A 22,027-nucleotide genomic window follows, 5' to 3' on the forward strand; every position below is an offset into this window, starting at 1 on the left:
CCGCCGAGAAGTCGTTGATCTCGGTTTTCGGTGACCTGCCGCACGTGGCCCGGTTCACGTACGAGGGGGGATAGGAGACCGCGGGCCCGTGGGGTGTCCGGGGGGTGGTGCGCCGTCGGGCCGGGTGGGTGCGGGGGGTGACCGGGGGGTGGCTCAAGGGGCGTGTTTGCGGAGCGGGGAGCGGGGGAGCGGCGCCGGTCCCGCCGTGTGGGGTGCGGTGTCCGGCGGGTGGGGGGCGGGGTCGCCGGGCGGGGGTGCGCGGGGTTGTGCGCGGGGGTGCCGGCTACGGCCTGCGGTAGGAGAGGGGGTGCTTGAACCCCTGGGCGGGGCGGGTTACCAAGGTAGGGCGCAACCGGGCAAACCCGGCCAAATGCGCGAACCCCCCACTTCGGAGGTAACTCCTGATGTTCAAGCACGCTCAGATCCTCGCCGACATGACTCCCCTGCGCCGCCGCGCCGCCTTCATGGCCGCCGGTGTCGGAGCCACCGCCGTGCTGGGGACCGGAGTCGCGCTGGGCACCCAGGGCGAGACCGAGAACACCGCCGGCGGAACCACCGCCACCCAGGTCGCCGGGTCCAAGTCCGGCATCGACGCGCTGACCGCCCAGGCCGACGCGCAGAAGAAGGCCGCCGAGGGCAAGGCCGCGGCCGAGGCCGCCGCCGAGGAGCGCGCCGCCGGCCAGAAGGCCGCCGACCGTTCGGAGCGCAAGGCTCCGGCCAAGCCCGTCCAGGCCGCCGCGAAGGCTCCCGCCTCCTGGGTGAAGCCGGTGGACAGCTATGTGAAGGGCTCCACCTTCGGTATCGGCGGTGCCCACTGGGCCAACAAGCACTCCGGCCAGGACTTCTCCGCGCCCGCCGGGACGCCGGTGAAGAGCGTGCACGCGGGCACCGTGGTCGAGGCCGGCTGGGGTGGCGCGTACGGCAACAACGTCGTGGTCAAGCACGGCAGCGGTACCTTCACCCAGTACGCCCACCTGTCGAAGATCACCGTCCCGGTCGGCACCCAGCTGAGCACCGGGCAGGAGCTCGGCAAGGTCGGTTCCACCGGTAACTCCACCGGTCCGCACCTGCACTTCGAGACCCGCACCACCCCGAACTACGGCTCCGGCGTCGACCCGGTGGCCTTCCTGAAGCAGCGCGGCGTCACCCTCTGACCGGGTCCCGCACCGGACAGCGCCGCGGGGGAACCGCGCAACGGCGGCCCTCCGGAACAGCCTCACGGCTGTCCCGGAGGGCCGCCTTCCGCTGTGCGCCCCCGGTCACGCCCCCCGGCCGCGGACCCCGGTCCCTCCTCGCGCGCCGGATGCGCCGCGCCGCCCCTCACCGTCCGTGACGCCCGGTCGCGGGTCAGTCCCCGGCGGTGACCGGCCCGGTCTCCGGGCGGGCCGCCGGGGACAGATAGGCGCGGAACCGCCACGGCCCGAAGTCCGGCAGCGGCCGGGAGCGCCAGGCCCGGGCGTACGGCGGCGGCTCGGCGCCGTTCGTCACCAGGACCGCGACGGGCCGCGTCTCCGCCACCGCGCGCAGCGCCGCGTGCGTGATGCTGCCGTCGTGCCCGCCGACCTGCCGCGAGGAGCAGCCGGCGCGGAAGGCGATCCGCACCGCGTCCGGGCCGGAGACGACACAGGGCGGCCGGACCCCCTGCCGGCCCAGCTCGGCCGCCATCCGGTCCAGCTTCTCCCCGTTGACCCGGAAGGACGAGACCGTGGAGTGGAGCACGGTGAACTGCACGCCCAGGTGCAGGCCCAGCACCGTCACGGACAGCGCGGCGGCGGCCGGGCGCAGCCCGGGCCGGGCCTCGCGCACCCGCCGCGCCAGCCGGATCAGGCCGTGGGCGACCGGCAGGGACAGCAGCGCGTAGGCGGGCAGCAGGAAGCGCGGCGCCGCGTAGCCGACCAGGAACAGATACGGCAGGGCGAGCACGAGTCCCGTCAGCGCGGGCAGCAGGATCTCGGCCCGGTGGCGGGTGCGGCGGGCCGCGAGGGCGCCCCCGGTGGCGAGCAGCGGGAGGGCGAACCACCAGAAGCCGGTGGCCGGATTCCGCCACGGTACGTCACAGGGCCGGCACAGGGTGCGGCCGCCGAGGGCGCGGATGTGGTCGTCCACGGAGAAGTACGGCGCCAGGTGCCCCTGGATCTCGCTGGCCCGCCGCAGCCGCGCCATCGGGCCGCCGTACGCGGTGTAGGCCTCGGCGATCCACTCCGCGCTGCCCAGCGCACCGCCCGCCACCAGGGCCGTGAGCAGCAGCGGGCGGCGCCAGGAGCGGACCAGCAGCAGGGCGGCGCCCAGCGGCAGGGCGAGCCACAGGGCGTCGGAGGGGCGCATCAGGGCGACGAGGGCGACCCCCGCGCACACTCCGGCCGGGGCGAGGCGGGAGGCCGGGTCCCGCACGGCCCGCAGCAGACAGCCCGTGGTGAACAGCGCGGCCAGCGCGACCCACAGGTTGGGCATGACCAGCGGACCGTAGAAGAGGGTGACCCAGAGCCCGGCGAAGAGGCCCCCGGCCAGGGTGAGCACCGCCGCCGGCAGCAGACCCCGCCACACGCGCAGGGCGAGGAAGAGCCCGGCCCCGCTGAGCAGTGCCAGCCACACGCGCAGCGGCGGAACGGCGTCGGTGAGGGCGGCCACCGGTGCGGCGAGATACGCGATGCCGCGGGCGCGGGGCGCGCTGAAGAACGCGGCCGGGGCGTGCGAGCTGACCTGGCTGACGTACACGGTCTCGTCCCAGCCGAGGCCGGTGCCGGGGACGACCAGCGCCAGTTGGAGGAGGGTGAAGAGGCCGGCGACCGCGGCCGGGCCGTACGGCACGGCACGGGCGGCCCACCGGGTTCGTGGACGCCCGGGTGCGGCGGCCCCGGACGCGGCGGCCCCGGCCGGGGCGGTGCGCCGGGCGGGCCGGAACCCGCGCCGGGAGAAACGCCCCGGTGCGCGCCGCGTCCGCCGACGGGGCCGCTCGTCCCGGGGGCCGGTGGCCGGTGGTGGCTGCATGGCCGGACCTCGCCGCACGTGTCGAAGGGGATGCCGGATGGGGCAGGCAGGCGATCACCAGCCTGCGGCGGGGGACCTCCGCTCACCACTCGGGCGGGGCAGTCGGAGGAAGCGGCCCGGCACGGTCGGGAGGCCCGGGGCATTCCCGCAGGTCAGCCGGAATTGCCGGACTGAAGGGATCGGTAAAACGATCCGGCTGCAAAAATCCGACCGCTTTTTTATGTGTTGTGAAAGGTCCAGCAGCATATTCCTGAGAAAAGGACATCGTCATCCCAGCAGGAAGAATGAACGGGCTATGCTCCATGTCTCGCAGGCGGGTTGCGGCGATTTCCGCAGGCCGTCACCGGCTGCCGCGGCACCGCGATTCCCCGGGGGGCGGATTGCGGCGGCGGCCCCCGCCGGTGCTCCGACGCACCGGACGACGCCCCTATTCCTTCCGCAAGGGTTTGAGACATTGATGGTTCGTGCCGGCTCGTCACCAGGAGGTCGGCGGCCCGCCTCCGCGTTCCTGTGGCTGTTCCCACCCGCCGTGACGGCTCTCTGCGCGGTCGTCGCCGTCCTCGGCGTTCCCGACGGGGCCCGCGCCCCCGTGGCCTGGTGCGGTGCCGTCGCCACCGCCGCCGTGGCGATCGCCGCGGCCGAGGCGGTCCGGCGCGGGCGGCTCGTCCACACCCTGCGCCGGCGCGCCGCCGAGCAGGAAGCGGCGTTCGGCCGCCGCCTCGCCGAACAGGAGGCCGAGACGGTACGGCTCGCCGGGGAACTGCTGCCCGCGGCCGTCGAACGCCTCCAGCGCGGAGCCTCCGTCGAGGAGGTCCTGGAGGGCGTCGCCTACACGCCCGGCGCCGACCCCCGGTTCCACGCCGCCCATGAAGCGGTGCTCCGCTCCGTCCTCGAAGCGGTCCGCGCCGAGGAGGACCTGCGCGAATCGGCCCACCGCGCCTTCGTCAACATCGCCCGCCGCGTCCAGGCGATCGTCCACCAGCAGGCCCAGGACCTGCGGGAGATGGAGGACAAGCACGGCAACGAACCGGAGTTCTTCGGCGACCTCCTCCACCTCGACCACGGCACCGCCCTCATCGGCCGGCTCGCCGACAGCATCGCCGTCCTCGGCGGCTCCCGTCCCGGCCGCCAGTGGCAGCAGAACGTCCCGCTCTTCAACGTCCTGCGCGGCGCCATGTCCCGCATCATCGGCTACCAGCGGGTCGACCTGCACTCCGTCGCCGAGGCCGCCATCGTCGGACCCGCCGTCGAGCCCCTGATCCACGCGCTGGCCGAACTGCTCGACAACGCCACCCGCTACTCGCCCCCGCAGACCCGGGTCCACCTCACCGCCATCGAGGTGCAGTCCGGCATCGCCGTCGAGATCGAGGACGCGGGCGTCGGCCTCACCGAGGAGGCCCGCCGGCGCGCCGAACGCGTCCTGGCCCAGGCGTCCGCGGGCATCGACCTCAACGACCTGGGCGAGACCCCCCGGCTGGGCCTCGCCGTGGTGGGCAGGCTGGCGCAGACCCACAAGTTCCAGGTGTCGCTGCGCCCCTCGGCCTATGGAGGCGTCCGCTGCGTCCTGATCGTCCCGCAGGACCTCGTCACCGCCACGCCCACCCCCGGCGGCGCCGTCGCCAGGGCAGCCACCCTTCCGCCGCCCAAGCGCAGGACACGGCCCGTGCCGACGCCGCTGCCCCCGCCGAACGGAACGGCCATGGAGGAGGACACCGCGGTGGTCGGCCGCAACGCCAACGGACTGCCGCAGCGCCGGCGACGGCAGCCCGCCGTCACACCCCGCGCCGCGGCGCCGGCCCGGTCCGCCGCGGCACCCCGGCCGCCCGCGGCCGCGGAACAGGTGAAGCCCGGTCTGTGGCTGGCCGCCTTCCAGAGCGGCATCAACGGAGAGGCGCCGGCACCGCGGGCCGCGCGTCCGGACAGTGACGACTCGGTGGACAGGGATGAGTAGAAACGTGACACAGCAGCGGCTCAACATGGACTGGATGCTCAGGGACCTCGCCACGAGCGTCCCGCAGACCCGGCACATCGTGGTGCTCTCCGCGGACGGCCTGTGCATGGCGCAGCACGGCACCGACGGCGACACCGCCGACCGGCTCGCCGCCGCCTGCGCCGGACTGCAGAGCCTCTCCGGGGCGATCGCCGCCGAGTTCCCGCACGGCACCGGACAGATGAGACTGGTCGTCATCGAGGTCAGCGGCGGCTTCTTCTACCTCATGGCGGCCGGCGCCGGCGCCTATCTGGCCGTGCTCGCCGACGACGGCGTCGACGCCGGGCTGATGGGGCAGCGCATGCGCGACCTGGTCGCCAGAATCGGTGAGCACCTCAGCAGCCCGCCGCGCGTGGACGAGCAGATCACATGAGCGGGCCCGGCGAGGACTGGGAGGAAGGCGCCCCCGAGCGGCTGTACGTGCTGACCGGCGGCCGCAGCCGGGCCCGCGACAGAACAGCCGGCCTCGACCTGGTCACCCTCATCGTGTCCCGGGACGCGCCGAAGCCGGGCCTGCAGCCCGAGCACGCGGCCATGCTGCGGATGTGCCACTACCCGCTCTCGGTGGCCGAGATCTCCGCCTATCTGGACCTGCCCGTCAGCACGGTCACCGTGCTCCTCACCGACCTGCTGGCCGACGGGCGCATGGAGGCCCGCGCCCCGATCCCCACCGCCGCGTTGCCCGACGCGGACCTCCTCAAGGCGGTGATGCATGGACTACAGAACCTCTGACACGCTCCCCGGCCCGCGCAGCGAGGACGCGCTCCCCGCCACGGCCACGTCCGCGGTCAAGGTGGTCATCGTCGGCGGCTTCGGCGTCGGCAAGACCACCCTGGTCGGCTCGGTCAGTGAGATACGCCCGCTGACCACCGAGGAGACGATGACCCAGGCCGGTGTCGGCGTGGACGACATCGCGGGCGTCGAGCGGAAGACCGAGACCACCGTCGCCATGGACTTCGGCCGGATCAGCATCAACGAGCAACTGGTGCTGTACCTCTTCGGCACCCCCGGCCAGGAGCGCTTCTGGTTCCTCTGGAACGGCCTCTTCGAAGGGGCCCTGGGCGCGCTCGTCCTCATCGACACCCGCCGCCTGGAGGTCAGTTTCGATGTCGTCGGGCGGCTGGAGGAGCGCGGTGTCCCGTTCGTGGTCGTCGTCAACGACTTCCCCGAGTCACCCCGTTACCCGATGGCGGAGCTGCGGGCGGCGATGGACCTGCCCGACTCCGTGCCCATGGTCGCCTGCGACGCCCGCGACCGCGGCTCCTGCCGCGATGCCCTGCTGACGCTCATGCGCTACCTGCACACCCTCGCCACCGCAACCCCGGAGTCCCCGTGACCGTCCCGCCGCCCGACCCCGCCGGCTCCGTGCGCGGAACCGGCACCCCCACCGCCACCGACCCGCGTTCCGCCACCGACCCGCGTTCCGCCGCCTCCGCCCCCACCTCCGCCGCCGGGCCACCGCCCTCCGGCCGAGCCGAGCCCGCGCCACCGCCCGGCTGCCCGGCCCACGCCTACGGCCCCGGCGGTCTGATCCGGCTCTACGGCCCCGAGGCCGAGACCGACCCGATGGGCCTGTACGAACGGCTGCGCGCCCAGCACGGGGCCGTCGCCCCGGTCCTGCTCCACGGCGACCTCCCGGCCTGGCTCGTGCTCGGCTATCGCGAGAACCTCGACGTGGCCCGCACCCCCTCCCGCTTCTCCCGCGACTCCCGCCACTGGCGCCTCGCCCGCGAGGGCCGTGTCGCCCCGGACCACCCCCTGGCCCCCGTCGTGGCCTGGCAGCCGATGTGCACCCAGGTGGACGGCCGGGAGCACGAACGGCTCCGCGGCGCCGTCACCGACAGCATCGACCGCTTCGACCGCCGGGGCATCCGGCGCACCGTCACCCGCTCCGCGCATCTGCTGATCGACCGGTTCTGCGTCGACGGCAGGGCGGATCTGGTCCGGCAGTTCTCCGATCACCTGCCGATGCTGGTGATGACCCGGCTGCTGGGCATGCCCGAGTCCTACGGCCCCAAGCTGGTGGACGCGGCCCGCGACCTGCTCAAGGGCACGGAGACCGCGGTCGCCAGCAACGACTACGTGCTGCGCGCCCTGCGCCGGCTGGTGGCGCGCAAACACGCCTCCCCGGGGCAGGACTTCGCCAGCTGGCTGATCGAGCACCCCGCCGGGCTGACCGACGACGAGGTGGAGCAGCATCTGCGGCTCGTCCTCATCGCCGCTTACGAGACCACGGCCAACCTGATCATCAACATGCTGCGGATGGTCCTCACGGACCGCCGCTTCCGGGCCGACCTGGCCGGCGGCCACATGACGCTGCCCGACGCCATGGAGCAGGTGCTGTGGGACGAGCCGCCGATGATGACGGCGGTGGGGCGCTGGGCCACCGGCGACACGGAACTCGCCGGGCAGTCGATCCGCGCCGGTGACCTGCTGATCCTCGGACTGGCCGCGGGCAATCTCGACCCGGCGATCCGGCCCGACCCCAGTGTCCCCGTCCACGGGAACCGTTCGCACCTGGCCTTCAGCGGCGGCCCGCACGAATGCCCCGGCCAGGACATCGGGCGGGCCATCGCGGACACCGGCGTCGAGGCGCTGCTGGCCCGTCTCCCGGATCTGCGGCTGGCCGTGGAGGAGACGGAGCTGAGCTGGGTGTCCGCCCTGATGACCCGCCATCTCACCGCGCTGCCCGTGGAGTTCACCCCGCACCGGCCCGCGCCCGAGGAGACGTCCCCGGCCGCGGCCGGGCCGGCGCCGTCCCGGCGGGCGGAGCTGCCGGGGGAGGCCGCGGGGCGGGCCGGGGCGGCGGTCCCCGCGGCGCCCCCGCGGACGGAGGCCGCGGTCGCGGGGGTCCCCGACCCGCTGGCGGCCGGTTCCGGCCGGCCGCCGCTGCCGGCCGCCCCGTGGTGGCGGCGCGCGGTCCGGTGGTTCACGGGCGGCTGAGCCCGGCTCCGGGGCCCGCGTGATCCGGCCGCCCGGGCCCCGCGGGGTCAGCGGGCGGACTGGTCCCACCACCAGTCGATGGTGGGCAGACCGGGCGGGCCCGTCCGCGGGTCGGCCGGGTCCGGCCGCCGGGTGACGCCGAGGACGGCCCCGGGCACGGGCAGCCGGTGCAGAGGGCGCGGACTGGCGTAGCGGGGGGCCGTGTCGGACCAGCGGATGTTGCCCGCGATCCAGTGGCCCAGGTCGTCGAGGAAGCGGCGGAGGTCCGCGTCGGCCCCCCGCGCGGTCTGCTCCCGCAGCCGGAGGAAGAGCGTCATCGCCCGGTCGCGCAGAGCGAGCGCGGCGGCGAGGGCCTCCCGCTCGGAGCAGCGGTGGTGATGGGCGAGGACCCGCACCAGGTCCGGGGCGGCGGCGCCCTCCCCGGCCTCCTTGGCCCGGGAGAGCAGATCGTTGTCGCAGGCCGCGATGAAGCCGGTGGCCTCGACCAGGGCGCGGACGGGCCCGGAGTACAGCCGTTCGCCGGGGATCTCGACACCGTTCGCGATCTCGACGAAGGCGGCGTCGAACCGGGTCCCGACGTCCGCGATGCGCCCCGCCGCGTACTCGGCGGGGCTCGGCACGACGCCGCGGCGGGCGTTGCCGTGCTGCCAGGCGGCGCCCAGCAGCAGATCACGTACCCCGTCGGCCAGCCGCTGGTACTGCACGGGGCCGGCCACGGCCCGGGTGCGCAGGACGAGGTCGTCGAGGGCGCGGGCCATCGGGCCGGAACCGAGCATCCGGGACCCGGGCGCTTCGAGGGAGCGCACCAGGCGCAGCCCGAGGTCGGCCAGGTCCGGGCCGCGGTCCGCGGCCGGCGCCGCGTCGAGCCGGGTGTCGTCCAGGGCGAACAGCCAGTACGTCCACTGGGCGAAGAGCAGCAGCCGCTCCTCGTCGCCGTACGGGGCGAGGCGGCAGCTGAACTCCGCGGCGTTGGTGGCCAGGTTCCAGGCGCGTTCGGTGGCGTCGGGGAAGACGCCGCTCGCGTCGAGCCAGGCGACGGCCCGCTCCTCGATCCTGCGGACGGCCGGGTGGACGGCCGACTCCACGGGGCAGTAGAAGGGCGGTAGTTCCTCCGGGGGCACCACCCCGGGGCCGGCCGCGGGGGACGCGGCCGCGGGGGTGCCGGTGGTCGTCTCCGGCACCGGCTCAGTCCTTCCGGAGACGGAAGAGGAGCAGCCGGGTCTCGACGGCGTGGTCGCGCCAGATCCGGAACAGCCTGCCGTGTCCGACGGCCGACTCCGTCAGCCGGTCGCGGGCGATGGGGGAGGGCCCGTCCGCTCCCGCCGTCCGGTCCAGTTCCGCGGCCGTCCAGGCCATGGACTGCACCCAGAACTCCGCGACGGGGTCCGTGATGTCCTCGTTCCGTTCCAGCTCGAATCCGGCTGCGCGGGCGGCGGAGACGTACTCGCCGAGCGGCCCGAGCCGGGTCCGGTAGTAGCCGTTCACGAAGCCGGCGACCTCCGGACGGCGGAGGAAGTGGTCCTGGAGGCCGAACCAGCCTCCGGGCCGCAGGGCCCGCGCGGCCACGGCGAACAGCCGCCGGCGGTCCATGTGGACGGCGCTCTCCACGGCCACCGCGGCGTCGTACGCGCTCTCCTCCCGGAAGTCGTGGATGTCGCCGAGGACGGGGGTGACGCGGTCGCGGACCCCGGCCCGGCGGACCAGGTGCTCCATGACGGGTATGTGGTCGGCGGTGACGGTGACGCCCGTGACGCTGCTGCCGTGCTCCTGGGCCCAGTAGATCGACCCGCCGCCGAGCCCGCAGCCGATGTCGAGGAGCGCGGCCGGCGGGTGGTCCGCGGCGCCCCAGGAGGCGGCCGCGTGGCGGATCACGGCCTCCTGGGAGTCGGTGATCCGGCGGCGGATGAGGTGCTGGGCGACGGTGGTGTCCGGTGTGCCGTCGAACATGCCCAGGTGGAAGTGGACGCGCGGCCCCGGACCGTACTTGTGCAGGATGTCGGCGGTCTTCCGGGAGTAGTACAGCGGTACTTCGGCCTCGTCGAACGGGGCCTCCCCGGCGGCCGGGGCCTCCCGGGGTCCCGGCGGGGCGATGACGAGGCCGCCGCTGCCGGGGGCATGACGGGTGCCCGTGATGCTGTCGGCTGCTTCTGTCATATTCGGTCTCCTGGGGCTGGGCTGCGGAGTCGTCCGGAAGTGCGAGGGGGGAGGGGGGTTCCGGCGCCACCCGGCGCACGGCGCCCCCAACCTCCCCCGGTCCCGGAGATCCTTAACCCCGCCCGGGCGGCCGGGCGATGGGATCGGGCCTGCCGTCTTCGGCGGAGAATGAAGAGAGAGTGAATGGGAGAGGATAATTCGCGCCCGCTTCTGAACGGAATGCGGTGTGTTGCGGAATGCGGCAGGGGGATGCATGAGTGAAAAGCGGAATATTTGACGGCAGTCGGCGTTCCCGGGGAACGGCTGCTGCCGACCGGCGCTCATGTCCGGTATTCGACGGTCCCGTCGGGGACGGCGCGCGGGGCCGGCGGGTTGGCGCCTTCCCCGGTTTCCGGCGGGCACGCGCGTCCGCCGGAAAACCGGCGGGAAAGGCCGCACGGCACCGGTGGGGCCCGCGGGCGGTGCCGCCGGGCGCGGCGGAGGGCCCGGCCCGGCGCGGTGGGAATCCACCGGCCCGGGACGGGCCCTCCTGGAGTCGGCCCCTCCGCGGCGGGGAGGGACGGGAGCGGGGCGGGAGCGGGGCGGGCCGGGCTCAGGGCAGCCGGCCGACGCCCCCGTACTCGATCCACTCCTGGGTGCGCTGCCGGGGGACGAGGTCGCTGTCCGGGTGCCAGGTGGAGACCTCCACCAGACCGGGCTCCAGGATCTCCAGGCCCTCGAAGAACTGCTCCAGGTCCCGCTGCCGGCGCACCCGGCCCCAGTTGCCGTGGGTGCTCTTGTCCATGAAGTCGGTGACGAAGTCGCGGGTGGCGGCGTCCTCGCTCACCAACTGGCAGATCACCAGGAAACTGCCGGGCGCCAGCCGGTCCCTGACGGTCCGTATCAGTGCGGCCGGGTCGTCCTCGTCCTTGATGCAGTGGAGCACCGAGACGAACAGGGCGGCCACCGGCTCCTCGAAGTCGATCAGCCGCTTGACCTCGGGGTGGTTGAAGATCCCCTCGGTGTCGCGCATGTCCGCCGTGATGACGGCGGTGTTCTCGTTCTCCTCCAGCAGGGCGCGGCCGTGGGCGAGGACGATCGGGTCGTTGTCGACGTAGACCACGCGCGAGGCCGGGTCCACGCTCTGGGCGACCTGGTGGACGTTGTTCTGGGTGGGGAGGCCGGAACCGTGGTCGAGGAACTGGCGGATGCCGTGGTTCTCGGCCAGCCGGCGCACCACCCGCGCCAGGAACTGCCGGTTGTTGAGGGCCAGTTCCCTGGTGCTCGGGACCACCTTCAGCAGCTCGTCGGAAGCCTCCCGGTCGACGGCGTAGTTGTCCTTGCCCCCGAGGAAGTAGTCGTACATCCGAGCCACACTGGGAACGTTGATGTTGATCCCCTTGGGCAGCGGCTCTTGTGTCTGGCCCATCCGACCCCTCACAGTCTCGTCCGCGCGATCGCGTATGCGGTGCGACGCGCTCACATCCTAGAGGGGCACATGCTTCCGGTTAAGGCCAACGGCCTTACCGCATCAACGTGTTGGGCGGTGGGCGGAACGGCCCGTCAGAACGCCAGGTCGCGCGGAGTGCGCTGGACGGTGACCCAGTGCGGGGTGGTGAACTCCTCGAAGACCCACTCGCCGCCGAACCGCCCGAGCCCCGACTGCTTCTCGCCGCCGAACGCCGCGCGCACGTCGTCGTGCACGGTGGTGTCGTTGACGTGCGTCATCCCGGCCTCCACGCGGGAGGCGAACCGCAGGCCGCGCTCGGGGTCGCCGGTGAACACCGCGCTCGACAGGCCGTACTCGGTGTCATTGGCCAGCCGCAGGGCGTCCTCCTCCCCGTCCGCGGGCAGCAGGGTGGCCACCGGTCCGAAGACCTCCTCGGCGGCGGTGGCCACGTCATTGCGGCCGATCACCACATGCGGCGGCAGCACCCGACCGGTGGGGCCCGCCGGCTCGCCGGAGAGGACCACCCTGGCGCCCTGGGTGACGGCGCGGGCCACCTTGTCGCGCACGCCCGCCAGCTGGGAGTCGTTGATGAGGGGCCCGAGCTGCGTCCGCCCGTCGCGCGGGTCCCCGGCGCGCAGGGCGCGGGCCCGCTCGGTGAAGAGGGCGGTGAAGTCGTCGAAGCGGGAGCGGTCGACGATGACGCGGTTGGTGGCCATGCAGATCTGGCCCTGGTGGAAGTAGCTGCCGTGGAGGGCGGCGTCCACCGCGCCGTCGAGACCGGCGTCGTCGAGGACGACCATCGGTCCGTTGCCGCCCAGCTCCAGGGCGAGCTTCTTCAGCCCGGCCCGGGCCGCGATGCGCCGCCCCACCGGCGTCGAACCGGTGAAGGAGACCACCCGGGGCACATGGTGCGCGACCATCAGGTCGCCGATCTCGCCGCCGCTGCCCACCAGCACGCTGAGCAGCCCCGGCGGCAGTCCGGCCTCCTCGTAGATCCTGGCGAGCAGCAGCCCGCCGGTGACCGGGGTGTCACCGGCGGGCTTGAGGACGACGGCGTTGCCCGCCGCCAGCGCCGGGGCCACGGAGCGGTTGGAGAGATAGGCGGGGAAGTTCCACGGGCTGATCACCGCGACGATCCCCACGGGCCGCCGGCGGATGAGGTTCTCCTTGCCGGGGACACTCGCCGCCACCCGCGGCGGGTCCGGCTCCCGGCGCGCGGCCGCCAGCCGTGTCACGGCTTCGAGGATGCCCAGTTCCATGTCCACCCGGGCAGCGGTGGCCCCGGCCTCCCGGGTCAGCCAGTCCCCGGTCTCCGCCCGCCGGTCCGCCATGATCCGCGCGGCGCGGTCCAGCACGGCGGCCCGCTCCTCCCGGGGCAGGGCCGCCCAGCCGGGCTGCGCCTCCCGTGCCGCCCCGTACGCCAGATCCACATCGGCGGGGGCCGCGAGCTGGATCTCGGTCAGCGTCTCATCGGTGTACGGGTCCGTGTCCGTCCCCACGCTGCCGGAACTGCCCGGCTGCCAGTGCCCGGCCAGGAACATGCGGTCGAATCCGCTGTACGGGGCGGGGGGCGTGGGCGTCGCGGATGCCATCGGATCTCTCCGCTCGTCGGGCCGGCCGGGGCCGGGGCCTCTCCGGGGGCGCGTCCGGGGGAGGGGCCGGGCACGCGGCCGGTGTCCGCCGGACCGGTCCCGAGTGCCCGGAAGCCCGGGGTGCCAACCCCGGCCCCTTCCGCGGGTGACGCCCGGCGCCGCCCCGGGCCCGGCACGCGGGAGACGCCCGGCCCCCCGGACCCGGCCCTGCCCCGGTGCCCCGGCCGGTGTCCGGGCGGCCGGCCCGTCCCCGCGCCCGGTGTGACGTTCCTCGCCCGCGCCCGGACCGGTTTGGCGGAGCCGCCCGGCGCTCCGTAAAGTTCCGCCGGAGTGTGCGCGTCCGGGGCGCACCGGAGCGGGAACGGAAGCGGCGGCGGCGATGACGGTGACAGACGACGGCCGGGCCGGGCAGGACGGGCACGGGCACCCGGGGATCGACCCGGAGCGGCTGGCCGCCTGTCTCGACGTGCTCGCGGAACTCGACGACCTGCCGCTGGACCACCCCGACGCCGTCACCGTGCGGCGCGCCACCGCCGGGATCTACCGCACCGTGAAGCAGCGCCGCCGGCAGGAGCGCCGGGCCGCCAAGACCGCCAACGACAAGGCCGTCACCGAGGCCACCGCCACCGGCTCCGCCGACCGCATCGACGACGAGACGGCCGGCATCCCGCTCGCCGCCTCCGCCACCACGGAGATCGTCGGCCTCCTCGAACGCCCCCGCTCCTGCTACATCTGCAAGACCCGGTACCGCGAGGTGGACGCCTTCTACCACCAGCTGTGCCAGCCCTGTGCCAAGGAGAACCGCGCCCGCCGCGACGCCCGCACCGACCTGACGGGACGGCGTGCCCTGCTCACCGGCGGCCGCGCCAAGATCGGCATGTACATCGCGCTGCGGCTGCTCCGCGACGGGGCGCACACCACCATCACCACCCGCTTCCCGAAGGACGCCGCCCGCCGCTTCTCGGCCATGCCCGACAGCGGGGACTGGCTCCACCGGCTGAAGATCGTCGGCATCGATCTGCGCGACCCGGCGCAGGTGGTGGCGCTGACCGACGCGGTGAGCGCCGAGGGCCCGCTGGACATCCTCATCAACAACGCCGCCCAGACCGTGCGCCGCTCCCCGGAGTCCTACGCCGAACTGGTGGCCGGCGAGGCCGCGCCGCTGCCGCCCGGCGGCCGCCTGGCCGAGCCGCTCGTCCTCGGCGGCTTCGGCAGCGGAGCCCAGCAGGCGCTGCCCGCCGCCGGCCGGGACGGGGGCATCACCCCGGACTCCCTCGCCGCCCTGGCTCTGACCGGCGGCTCCGCCTCCCCCGCGCGGATCGAGGCGGGCACCGCCATCGACGCGGGCGGGCTCATCCCGGACCTCGCCGACACCAACAGCTGGATCCAGACGGTGAGCGAGGTGGAGCCCGTCGAGCTGCTGGAAGTGCAGCTCTGCAATGTCACCGCGCCGTTCATCCTGGTCAGCCGGCTCCGCCCGGCGATGGCCGCCTCGCCCGCGCGCCGCACGTACGTGGTCAACGTCTCCGCCATGGAAGGGGTGTTCAGCCGGGGCTACAAGGGCGCCGGCCACCCGCACACCAACATGGCGAAGGCGGCGCTGAACATGCTCACCCGCACCAGCGCCCAGGAGATGCTGGAGACCGACGGCATCCTGATGACGAGCGTCGACACCGGCTGGATCACCGACGAGCGCCCGCACCCGGACAAGATGCGGCTGGCCGAGGCCGGCTTCCACGCCCCGCTGGACCTGGTCGACGGGGCCGCCCGCGTCTACGACCCCATCGTCCGGGGCGAACGCGGTGAGGACGTGTACGGCTGCTTCCTCAAGGACTACGCCCCCGCCGGCTGGTGAGCCGGGCCGCGGGCCGTGCCGGCCGCGCCCCCCGTCTCCCGCACCGCACCCGGACGGGTGAACGTCCCCGGCCGCCGCGTGCCCTTCGTCACTCCGGATGCCGCCGATCCGTGCCCGCCCGGCCTGCGGAATCGCCGCCCACCGGAGCGAACCCGGGCCCCGACGACCGTCTCCGGAATCCGGGACCGGATATCCGCGCGCGCTTCCGCGCAGGTGGGGGTAGGCTGAACACCAGACGGACAGCCTTTTGGCAAACGAAGCACCGAGACCCTCGGCCCGTCCCGGGACAGGCCAGCCACCATGGCCGCACTCCCGGTCCGCATCTCCGGCGCCACCGCGCCCGCAGTGACTTTCCACTAGCCCCATCGGGCGTCGGCGCCCGGCCATGCCTCTGGCTGCGCAGTTTTCCGGGCGTACGGCGTTCGGTGCACCCGACACTAAGGAGTGCGCGGTGACAACCGAGAAGAAGACCAACCAGCTGCTGGCGGAACCCGAGGAGTACCCGGCCGCCGCCCAGACGGAGCCCCGCAACCTGGACGTCTGGTCCAGGGTGGCCCCCATCCGGCTTGCCGGCTACGACGACGACCCGGCCGAGTCCCACATCCTCCGCGGCATCGACTGACCGCACCACCGGCCGCTCCGCGCGACCGCCTGACGACCCGCCGGGAGCACCGTGCCCGGCGGGTCCTCGCGTTTCGTCCCCGGTTCCCGGGGCACCCGCAGTCCGTCCCGGCGATCCAGCGGTGGTTCCGGGGCGGCGGAGGACGGTGGAGGAACGAGGGGAGTGCGCAGCCGGATGCGCGAACGGCCGGTGTACCGGCGACGCACTGGTACGGATCCACGGGAGCGCGGCGCCGCCGCGCCATCCCGGCACAGCGAACGGCCGACGGCCCGGACCGCCACGGCGGCCCGGGCCGTCGAGGCGGTCCGCCCGTACGGCGCGGTGGGCTGCGGGCGGAGCGTCCGCGGCACGGAGGACGGGGCCCCGGCCGCCGGCATCCGCCCGGTCCGCCGGCCCCGCGGCGCCGCCCGGCCCCGGTCCGCCGCCGGCGACCGCGCACCCCCCGGCCACCGCGCACGCGCCGGCAGCACCGCACACACCGGCAGGAAGGCCCGGTCATGACCGAGATCGACCTGAGGACCCTGCTCTCCGGACCGGAACCCGACCCGGCCGGCGACGCCGGGCACACCGGCCACCCCGAGCGGGTCGGCTTCTTCACCGACACCTCCGTCTGCATCGGCTGCAAGGCGTGCGAGGTGGCGTGCAAGGAGTGGAACGCCATCCCCGAGGACGGCCTGTCGCTGACCGGCATGTCCTACGACAACAGCCAGGGGCTCGGCGCCTCCACCTGGCGGCACGTCGCCTTCATCGAGCAGAGCGCCGTCACCCGCGCCCCCGCGCCCCCCGAACCCGCCGATCCCGTCACCCCCGGGGCCGGGGTGCCGCATCCCGGCGGCCGGACCGAGCTGCGCTGGCTGATGTCCTCCGACGTCTGCAAGCACTGCACGCACGCCGCCTGCCTCGACGTCTGCCCGACCGGCTCCCTGTTCCGCACCGAGTTCGACACCGTCGTCGTCCAGGAGGACATCTGCAACGGCTGCGGCTACTGCGTGCCCGCCTGCCCCTACGGGGTCATCGAGCAACGGCCCCAGGACGGCCGGGCGTTCAAGTGCACGATGTGCTACGACCGGCTTGGCGACGGACTCGAACCGGCCTGCGCCAAGGCCTGCCCCACCGACTCCATCCAGTTCGGCCCGCTGGACGAACTCCGCGAGCGGGCCGCGGCACGGGTGGAGCGGCTGCGCGAGTCCGGAGCCGCCGAGGCCCGCCTCTACGGCGAGGACCCGGAGGACGGGGTCGGCGGCGACGGCGCCTTCTTCCTGCTCCTCGACGAGCCCGAGGTCTACGGCCTGCCGCCGGACCCGGTCGTCACCACCCGCGATCTGCCGCGGATGTGGAAACACGCGGGTGTGGCCGCGCTCTCCCTGCTCGGCGGGATCGCCACCGCCTTCCTGTCGTCCCCGGCCGCGCGCCGGGGCACGGGCACCGCGCGCACCGGCGTCTTCGGAAGGGGACTGGGCCGATGACGGACTCCGACGTCACCAAGGACGGCATCGGGGGCGAGCGGGCGGGCCGCGCGGCCGTGCCGGACAGCCCGCGGCCCGGCGGTACCCCACCGGAGCGCTCCGGTGGGGCGGCCGGGCGGACCGGCCGCACACGCGGCCGCGGCAAGCGGCGCGGCGAGGAACCGATGGTGCCCCGCGCGGAGTTCGGGTCCTACTACGGCCGGCCCGTCATCAAGGCACCCGGCTGGGAGGCCACGGACATCGCCGGGTACTTCTTCGCCGGAGGGCTCGCCGGGGCCGGTTCCGTACTGGCGGCCGGTGCCCAGCTCAGCGGGCGGCCCGCCACCGCGAAGGCGATGAAGCTCTCCTCGCTGGCGGCCGTCACCGTCTCCACCGCCGCCCTCATCCACGACCTCGGACGGCCGGCGCGGTTCGCCAACATGCTCCGCGTCGTCAAACCGACCTCCCCGATGAGCGTCGGCTCCTGGCTGCTCGCCGCCTACGGGCCCGCCACCGGAGCCGCCGCCGTCCTGGAGACCGCCGGGCGGCTGCCGCGGATCAACGCGGCGGCCACCGGCACCGCGGCGCTGCTCGGGCCCGTCGTCGCCGCGTACACCGCCGTCCTGGCCGCCGACACCGCCGTCCCGGCCTGGCACGAGGCGCACCGCGAACTGCCGTACGTCTTCGTGTCCTCGGCGACGGCCGCCGCCTCCGGTATGGCCCTGGCCGCCGCCCCGGTGCGGGAGAACGCTCCGGCGCGGCGCGCGGCCCTCCTCGCCGCCGCGGGCGAGGCGGCGGCCCTGCGGCTGAAGCGCCGCCGGATCGGCATGGTCGCCGAAACCTACCGGCGGGGAAGGGCGGGCAGACTGATGCGCGCCGCCGAAGCCCTCACCGCGGGCGGGGCGCTGGGCGCCGCGCTGCTCGGGCGCCGGTACCGGAGCGCCGCGGCGGTGAGCGGCCTCGCGCTGCTCGCGGGCTCGGCCTGCACCCGCTTCGGGGTCTTCCACGCGGGCGTCGCCTCGGCGGAGGACCCCGCGTACACCGTCGTCCCGCAGCGGGAACGGCGCGAACGGCGGGCGGCCGAGGCCGCCGCGCGGGCGGCCGGGGGAGCGAGCGGGGACGCCACCGCCCGGGACGGGCAGGACGGACCGGGGGAACGGAACCGGCAGAACGGACAGCGCGGACAGCAGAGGCAGCAGGGGCAGCACGGATGACGGGACGGCGCTGACGGCGAGGGCGGTCCGGGGCCGGGCGGCGCGCACCGCTCGGGCCGTGCACCCACGACGGCCACGGCCCGCGGGACAGCCCGCGGCACCGGCCGACGGCGCCGCGCCGGCCGCAACGGGGGACCGGGGCCGCCGCCCGGCACCGGCCGCCCCGCCCGCCGGGGAGCCGTCCCGCGGCGCACGGCGCCGTTCCCGCACGGCCGGCCCGGCCGCCCCGCCGGGCCCCGCGCCACGACCACCTCGAGAGGGAGAGAGCGACCATGAGAGCCCTGACCTGGCACGGCAAGCGCGATGTGCGGGTGGAGACCGTCCCCGACCCGGCCATCCAGGACCCCACCGACATCGTCGTCCGCATCACGTCCACCGGCCTCTGCGGCTCGGACCTGCACCTCTACGAAGTCCTCGGGCCGTTCCTGGAACCGGGCGACATCCTCGGCCACGAACCGATGGGCGTGGTGGAGGAGACGGGCTCCGAGGTCACCGCCGTCAAGACCGGTGACCGCGTGGTGATCCCGTTCAACGTCTCCTGCGGCACCTGCTGGATGTGCGGGCAGGGGCTGCACTCGCAGTGCGAGACCACCCAGAACCGCGACCGGAACACCGGCGGGAGCCTGTTCGGCTACACCAAGCTCTACGGACAGGTGCCGGGCGGCCAGGCCGAGTATCTGCGGGTGCCGTTCGGCAACACCCTGCCGGTCAAGGTCCCGGACGGGCCGCCGGACGAGCGGTTCGTGTACCTCTCCGACGTCCTGCCCACGGCCTGGCAGGCCGTCGACTACGCGGCGGTGCCGCCCGGCGGCAGCCTCCTCGTCCTCGGCCTCGGCCCGATCGGCGACATGTCCTGCCGGATCGCCCGCCACCTGGGCGTGGAGAACGTCATCGGGGTGGACCGGGTCCCCGAGCGGCTGCGGCGCGCCGAGGACCGCGGCGTGCGGGTGCTCGGCCTGGACGAGCACGGCAAGGACCTGGGCGACGCCGTCCGCGACCTCACCGGCGGCCGGGGCGCCGACGCCGTCATCGACGCGGTCGGCATGGAGGCGCACGGGGCACCGGCGGCCAAGCTGGCCCACCAGATGGTCGGGGTGCTGCCCGGTGCCGTCGCCGAGAAGCTGATGAGCCGCGCCGGTGTCGACCGGCTCGCCGCCCTCTGCACGGCCATCGACGCGGTGCGGCGCGGCGGCACCCTCTCGCTCAGCGGCGTCTACGGCGGGATGGCCGACCCGCTGCCGATGCTCACCCTGTTCGACAAGCAGCTCCAGCTGCGGATGGGCCAGGCCAATGTGCACCGCTGGGTGGGGGACCTCCTGCCCCTGCTCACCGAGGACGACCCGCTGGGCGTGGAGGACTTCGCCACCCACACCCTGCCCCTGGAGGACGCGCCGACGGCGTACAGGACCTTCCAGGACAAGGGTGACGGGATGGTCAAGACGCTGTTCCGCCCGGGAGCCGTCTGACGGCCCCTTTGGCCCTCCGGGGCGGGCCCGCGCACGGGGATGCCCGGCGGCCGGTGATCCGGTCCGCCGGGCACCGCCGTTTTTCCGTCGTTCCGTTGTCCAGCCGCCCGGCCGGGCCGCCGTCCGCCGTTCAGCCGCCGCCGGACACCCGCTTCACCTCCGTGTCCTCCGGGCCCTCGCACAGTTCGCGCCGTTTGTGCCGCAGCCAGGCCGCGGGCAGGAACCAGCAGCTCGCGAACCACAGCAGCACGGCGGACGCCAGCCAGACCGCCACCGTGTCCTCCATGACGAACCGCAGGATCAGCGTCAGCGCGGCCCCCACGGTGACCAGCAGCAGCACCAGCCCGACCATGGTGAACCGCGAGGCCCACAGCACCGTCTGCGGCTTGAGGCGGTAGCCGGTGACCATCCGGTGCAGGGTGACGGGGGCGATCAGCGCTCCCGTGGCCCCCGCCCCGCACATGATGGTGAAGACGTAGAGGTCCTTGCCGAAGGGGTCGAGATCGGGGAAACGCGGGGAGAACGCGGAGGTCAGCAGGAAGGCGAGAAGGATCTGGATGCCGGTCTGCGCGACCCGCACCTCCTGCAGCAGCTCGCCCCACTTCCGGTCGGCCTGCTCCTCCTTCGTCTCGTCGCGTCCGGTCGGTGGCTCGTAGGCACGGGGCATCGCGGCGGCTCCTCCTGCTGCGTCCCTCAGTTCGCGCCGACGGCGCCGAGGGTCTCGATACGGCGTTCCAGCGCCTCGACGGCACCGGGACGTGGTCCGGGTACCCGGCGGCGCAGAGGCGCAAGCCGTGGGGCGAGGCTCCGGGCCGCGGTGTCGTCGCCCACCTGTTCCCAGCAGTGGTGCGCGCGGTCCACCGCGGCCACCACGTCCCGCCCGTCCTCCGGCTCTCCGGCGCCGAGCCGGGCGGAGGCCGCGGACAGCCAGAGCTCGCAGGACCGGCCGAAGTCACCGGCGAGACGGGCGAGATCGGCCCGAACCTCCAGCCAGTGCACGGCCTCCGCCGAGTCCGCGCCGTGGTGGCGCAGCGCGTACTGCTCCCAGGCGGCGGCCATGGCCGCCGCCTCGCCGTGCCTCCCCTCGTGCGCGGCGGCGAGAATGGCCGGATGCGGATCCTGCGGCCCCGCGGGCGCGGCGGGCGCCGGGGGGCGGGCCGGCCCGGACGGCACCGTGCCGGACCCGGCCGGCCGGGCCGGGGGCACGGGGGAACCGTCCCGGGCCATCGGCCCACCGGCCGGGGCGGGGGCCGCCGCCGGCCGGGTCCGCGGCGCGGTGGACCCCTGCGCGGGGTGCGCGGTGGCGCCCCGCGGCACTCCGGTGACCGGGGCGGACGGCCCGCCGTGCGCGGTGCGGACCGGCGGCGGGGCCGCCGGTCCGGGCGGAGCGGCCGGGCCGGGGCCGGGCCCGGCAGCGGCGCCCGCGCCGGTGGGGAGGGCGGGCGGCCCGGGGTACGGCGCCGCGGCTCCCGTCGTGAGCGGGGTCAGCAACCGGGCCCCGGCGGGCAGCCCGGCGCGGGATACCGCGAGCTCGTGGAGCTCCGCCGGGGAGGGGTGGGCCGTGGCGGACCGGAGCAGCGCGGCCACGGCCCGGCTGTAGAGCGGCTCCCCCGGAGCCCGGCGGCCCGGCGGCGGGGACACCGCCCCGTACAGGGCGGCCCCGGCCACCCCCAGCGCGGACGGGGGCGGCAGCCGCTCCCAGGCGGCCTGGTCCGCTGTCAGATCGGCCAGCACCGTGGTGGTGCCCGGCGGCCGGAACTGGAGTTCGGCGGACAGCCAGTGCCAGGGCAGGGCGGTGTAGCGGACGGTCGCCGCGGTGGTGCGCGCCAGCGCCAGATGCGGCAGCTGCTGCCGCCGGTCCAGGGTGAGCTGCCCGATGAGATGGACCAGCAGCGGTCCCGGAGCGGCCGCCGCGCTCCGCAGCCGGACCAGGACCACCTGCGGGTCGGCCGGCTCCACCAGCTCCACGACGCTCGCGGCCGCCGTGCCCGTGAGCACCTCCGGCCGCACGGCCGCCAGTGCGGGCAGCGCGGACGCCGCGTCCACCAGCCGGCCCCTGCCCACGGGGGCCGCCGCCAGCAGCAGCGCGGCCCCCGGTACCGTCTCGTCCCCGATCATCGCCACCGGATCACCGTATCCGCTGTTCCGCGTCCCGTCCGCGAGCCGGTCGTGAAACCGGTGCCGAACGGGCGGGCGCCTGGCCTCCGTTGCCGCCGGCCCGGCCGCCGGGGACCGCGGTCGGACGACCACGCGCCGGCCGCCGCCGCGCCGCGTTCGTGACGTCCCCGGGCCGCCGGGGACCGGGGCGGCCCGGGGACGTACCCGGCCG

18 protein-coding genes are annotated in these 22,027 nt (G+C 75.1%); 11 read left to right on the forward strand and 7 right to left on the reverse strand.

The annotated features are described in order from the left end of the window. Positions 1-404 precede the first annotated feature (404 nt). Positions 405-1,154, forward strand: coding sequence for a M23 family metallopeptidase (locus KBZ10_RS14010; protein ID WP_210987941.1), 750 nt, complete (start codon positions 405-407; stop codon positions 1,152-1,154). A 193-nt stretch (positions 1,155-1,347) separates the two neighbouring features. Here the strand turns inward: KBZ10_RS14010 and KBZ10_RS14015 are convergent, their stop codons facing one another. Next, entirely contained in the window at positions 1,348-2,808 is a 1,461-nt protein-coding gene (locus tag KBZ10_RS14015) for a hypothetical protein (RefSeq protein ID WP_210987942.1), read from the reverse strand. Between the two features lie 637 nt (positions 2,809-3,445). Between KBZ10_RS14015 and KBZ10_RS14020 the strand changes: the two genes are divergently transcribed. From KBZ10_RS14020 to KBZ10_RS14040, 5 genes are read left to right on the forward strand one after another with little or no spacing between them, the layout of a single operon-like run. Next, entirely contained in the window at positions 3,446-4,939 is a 1,494-nt protein-coding gene (locus KBZ10_RS14020) for a sensor histidine kinase KdpD (RefSeq protein WP_210987943.1), read from the forward strand. A 25-nt stretch (positions 4,940-4,964) separates the two neighbouring features. Next, positions 4,965-5,351, forward strand: a complete 387-nt coding sequence (locus KBZ10_RS14025) for a roadblock/LC7 domain-containing protein (protein ID WP_210988074.1) — start codon at positions 4,965-4,967, stop codon at positions 5,349-5,351. Then, the gene (locus tag KBZ10_RS14030) at positions 5,348-5,710 is read left to right on the forward strand and encodes a DUF742 domain-containing protein (protein ID WP_210987944.1); all 363 of its coding nucleotides are present in this window, start codon (positions 5,348-5,350) and stop codon (positions 5,708-5,710) included. The genes KBZ10_RS14025 and KBZ10_RS14030 overlap by 4 nt, the downstream gene beginning before the upstream one ends. After that, complete coding sequence (locus KBZ10_RS14035; protein ID WP_210987945.1) at positions 5,691-6,314, forward strand: ATP/GTP-binding protein; 624 nt, start codon at positions 5,691-5,693, stop codon at positions 6,312-6,314. The genes KBZ10_RS14030 and KBZ10_RS14035 overlap by 20 nt, the downstream gene beginning before the upstream one ends. After that, on the forward strand, positions 6,311-7,921 hold the full coding sequence (locus KBZ10_RS14040) for a cytochrome P450 (protein WP_307847408.1): 1,611 nt from the start codon (positions 6,311-6,313) through the stop codon (positions 7,919-7,921). The genes KBZ10_RS14035 and KBZ10_RS14040 overlap by 4 nt, the downstream gene beginning before the upstream one ends. Positions 7,922-7,968: 47 nt before the next feature. Here KBZ10_RS14040 and KBZ10_RS14045 read toward each other — a convergent pair whose 3' ends face one another. From KBZ10_RS14045 to KBZ10_RS14060, 4 genes are all read right to left on the reverse strand, one after another. Beyond that, positions 7,969-9,102 (reverse strand): hypothetical protein, encoded by a 1,134-nt coding sequence (locus KBZ10_RS14045; RefSeq protein WP_307847410.1) that lies wholly within the window; start codon positions 9,100-9,102, stop codon positions 7,969-7,971. A gap of 4 nt (positions 9,103-9,106) precedes the next feature. Continuing rightward, the gene (locus KBZ10_RS14050) at positions 9,107-10,075 is read right to left on the reverse strand and encodes a cyclopropane-fatty-acyl-phospholipid synthase family protein (protein WP_210987946.1); all 969 of its coding nucleotides are present in this window, start codon (positions 10,073-10,075) and stop codon (positions 9,107-9,109) included. 592 nt (positions 10,076-10,667) lie between these two features. Then, complete coding sequence (locus KBZ10_RS14055) at positions 10,668-11,483, reverse strand: SAM-dependent methyltransferase (protein WP_210987947.1); 816 nt, start codon at positions 11,481-11,483, stop codon at positions 10,668-10,670. A 134-nt stretch (positions 11,484-11,617) separates the two neighbouring features. Further along, positions 11,618-13,096, reverse strand: coding sequence for an aldehyde dehydrogenase family protein (locus KBZ10_RS14060; RefSeq protein ID WP_210987948.1), 1,479 nt, complete (start codon positions 13,094-13,096; stop codon positions 11,618-11,620). 379 nt (positions 13,097-13,475) lie between these two features. Between KBZ10_RS14060 and KBZ10_RS14065 the strand changes: the two genes are divergently transcribed. The 5 genes from KBZ10_RS14065 to KBZ10_RS14085 all read left to right on the forward strand — a co-directional run bounded on the left by KBZ10_RS14065 (position 13,476) and on the right by KBZ10_RS14085 (position 19,698). After that, complete coding sequence (locus tag KBZ10_RS14065) at positions 13,476-14,951, forward strand: SDR family NAD(P)-dependent oxidoreductase (RefSeq protein ID WP_210987949.1); 1,476 nt, start codon at positions 13,476-13,478, stop codon at positions 14,949-14,951. A gap of 451 nt (positions 14,952-15,402) precedes the next feature. Next, complete coding sequence (locus KBZ10_RS14070; protein ID WP_210988096.1) at positions 15,403-15,573, forward strand: hypothetical protein; 171 nt, start codon at positions 15,403-15,405, stop codon at positions 15,571-15,573. A gap of 497 nt (positions 15,574-16,070) precedes the next feature. Beyond that, positions 16,071-17,039: a 4Fe-4S dicluster domain-containing protein gene (locus KBZ10_RS14075; protein WP_210987950.1), complete on the forward strand. Its 969-nt coding sequence runs from the start codon at positions 16,071-16,073 to the stop codon at positions 17,037-17,039. Beyond that, positions 17,036-18,232 carry an NrfD/PsrC family molybdoenzyme membrane anchor subunit gene (gene nrfD / locus KBZ10_RS14080; RefSeq protein WP_210987951.1) on the forward strand — a complete coding sequence of 399 codons (1,197 nt, stop codon included), beginning with the start codon at positions 17,036-17,038 and terminating at the stop codon, positions 18,230-18,232. The genes KBZ10_RS14075 and nrfD overlap by 4 nt, the downstream gene beginning before the upstream one ends. A gap of 272 nt (positions 18,233-18,504) precedes the next feature. Then, positions 18,505-19,698 carry an alcohol dehydrogenase catalytic domain-containing protein gene (locus tag KBZ10_RS14085; RefSeq protein WP_210987952.1) on the forward strand — a complete coding sequence of 398 codons (1,194 nt, stop codon included), beginning with the start codon at positions 18,505-18,507 and terminating at the stop codon, positions 19,696-19,698. Positions 19,699-19,828: 130 nt separating this feature from the next. Here the strand turns inward: KBZ10_RS14085 and KBZ10_RS14090 are convergent, their stop codons facing one another. Together KBZ10_RS14090 and KBZ10_RS14095 are read right to left on the reverse strand one after the other, a co-directional pair. Continuing rightward, positions 19,829-20,365: a DUF6328 family protein gene (locus KBZ10_RS14090; protein ID WP_210987953.1), complete on the reverse strand. Its 537-nt coding sequence runs from the start codon at positions 20,363-20,365 to the stop codon at positions 19,829-19,831. 26 nt (positions 20,366-20,391) lie between these two features. After that, positions 20,392-21,816: a hypothetical protein gene (locus KBZ10_RS14095; protein ID WP_210988077.1), complete on the reverse strand. Its 1,425-nt coding sequence runs from the start codon at positions 21,814-21,816 to the stop codon at positions 20,392-20,394. Positions 21,817-22,027 lie beyond the last annotated feature (211 nt).

Origin of the sequence: Streptomyces sp. F63 (assembly GCF_018070345.1) — a bacterium.
Taxonomy (GTDB): Bacteria; Actinomycetota; Actinomycetes; order Streptomycetales; family Streptomycetaceae; genus Streptomyces.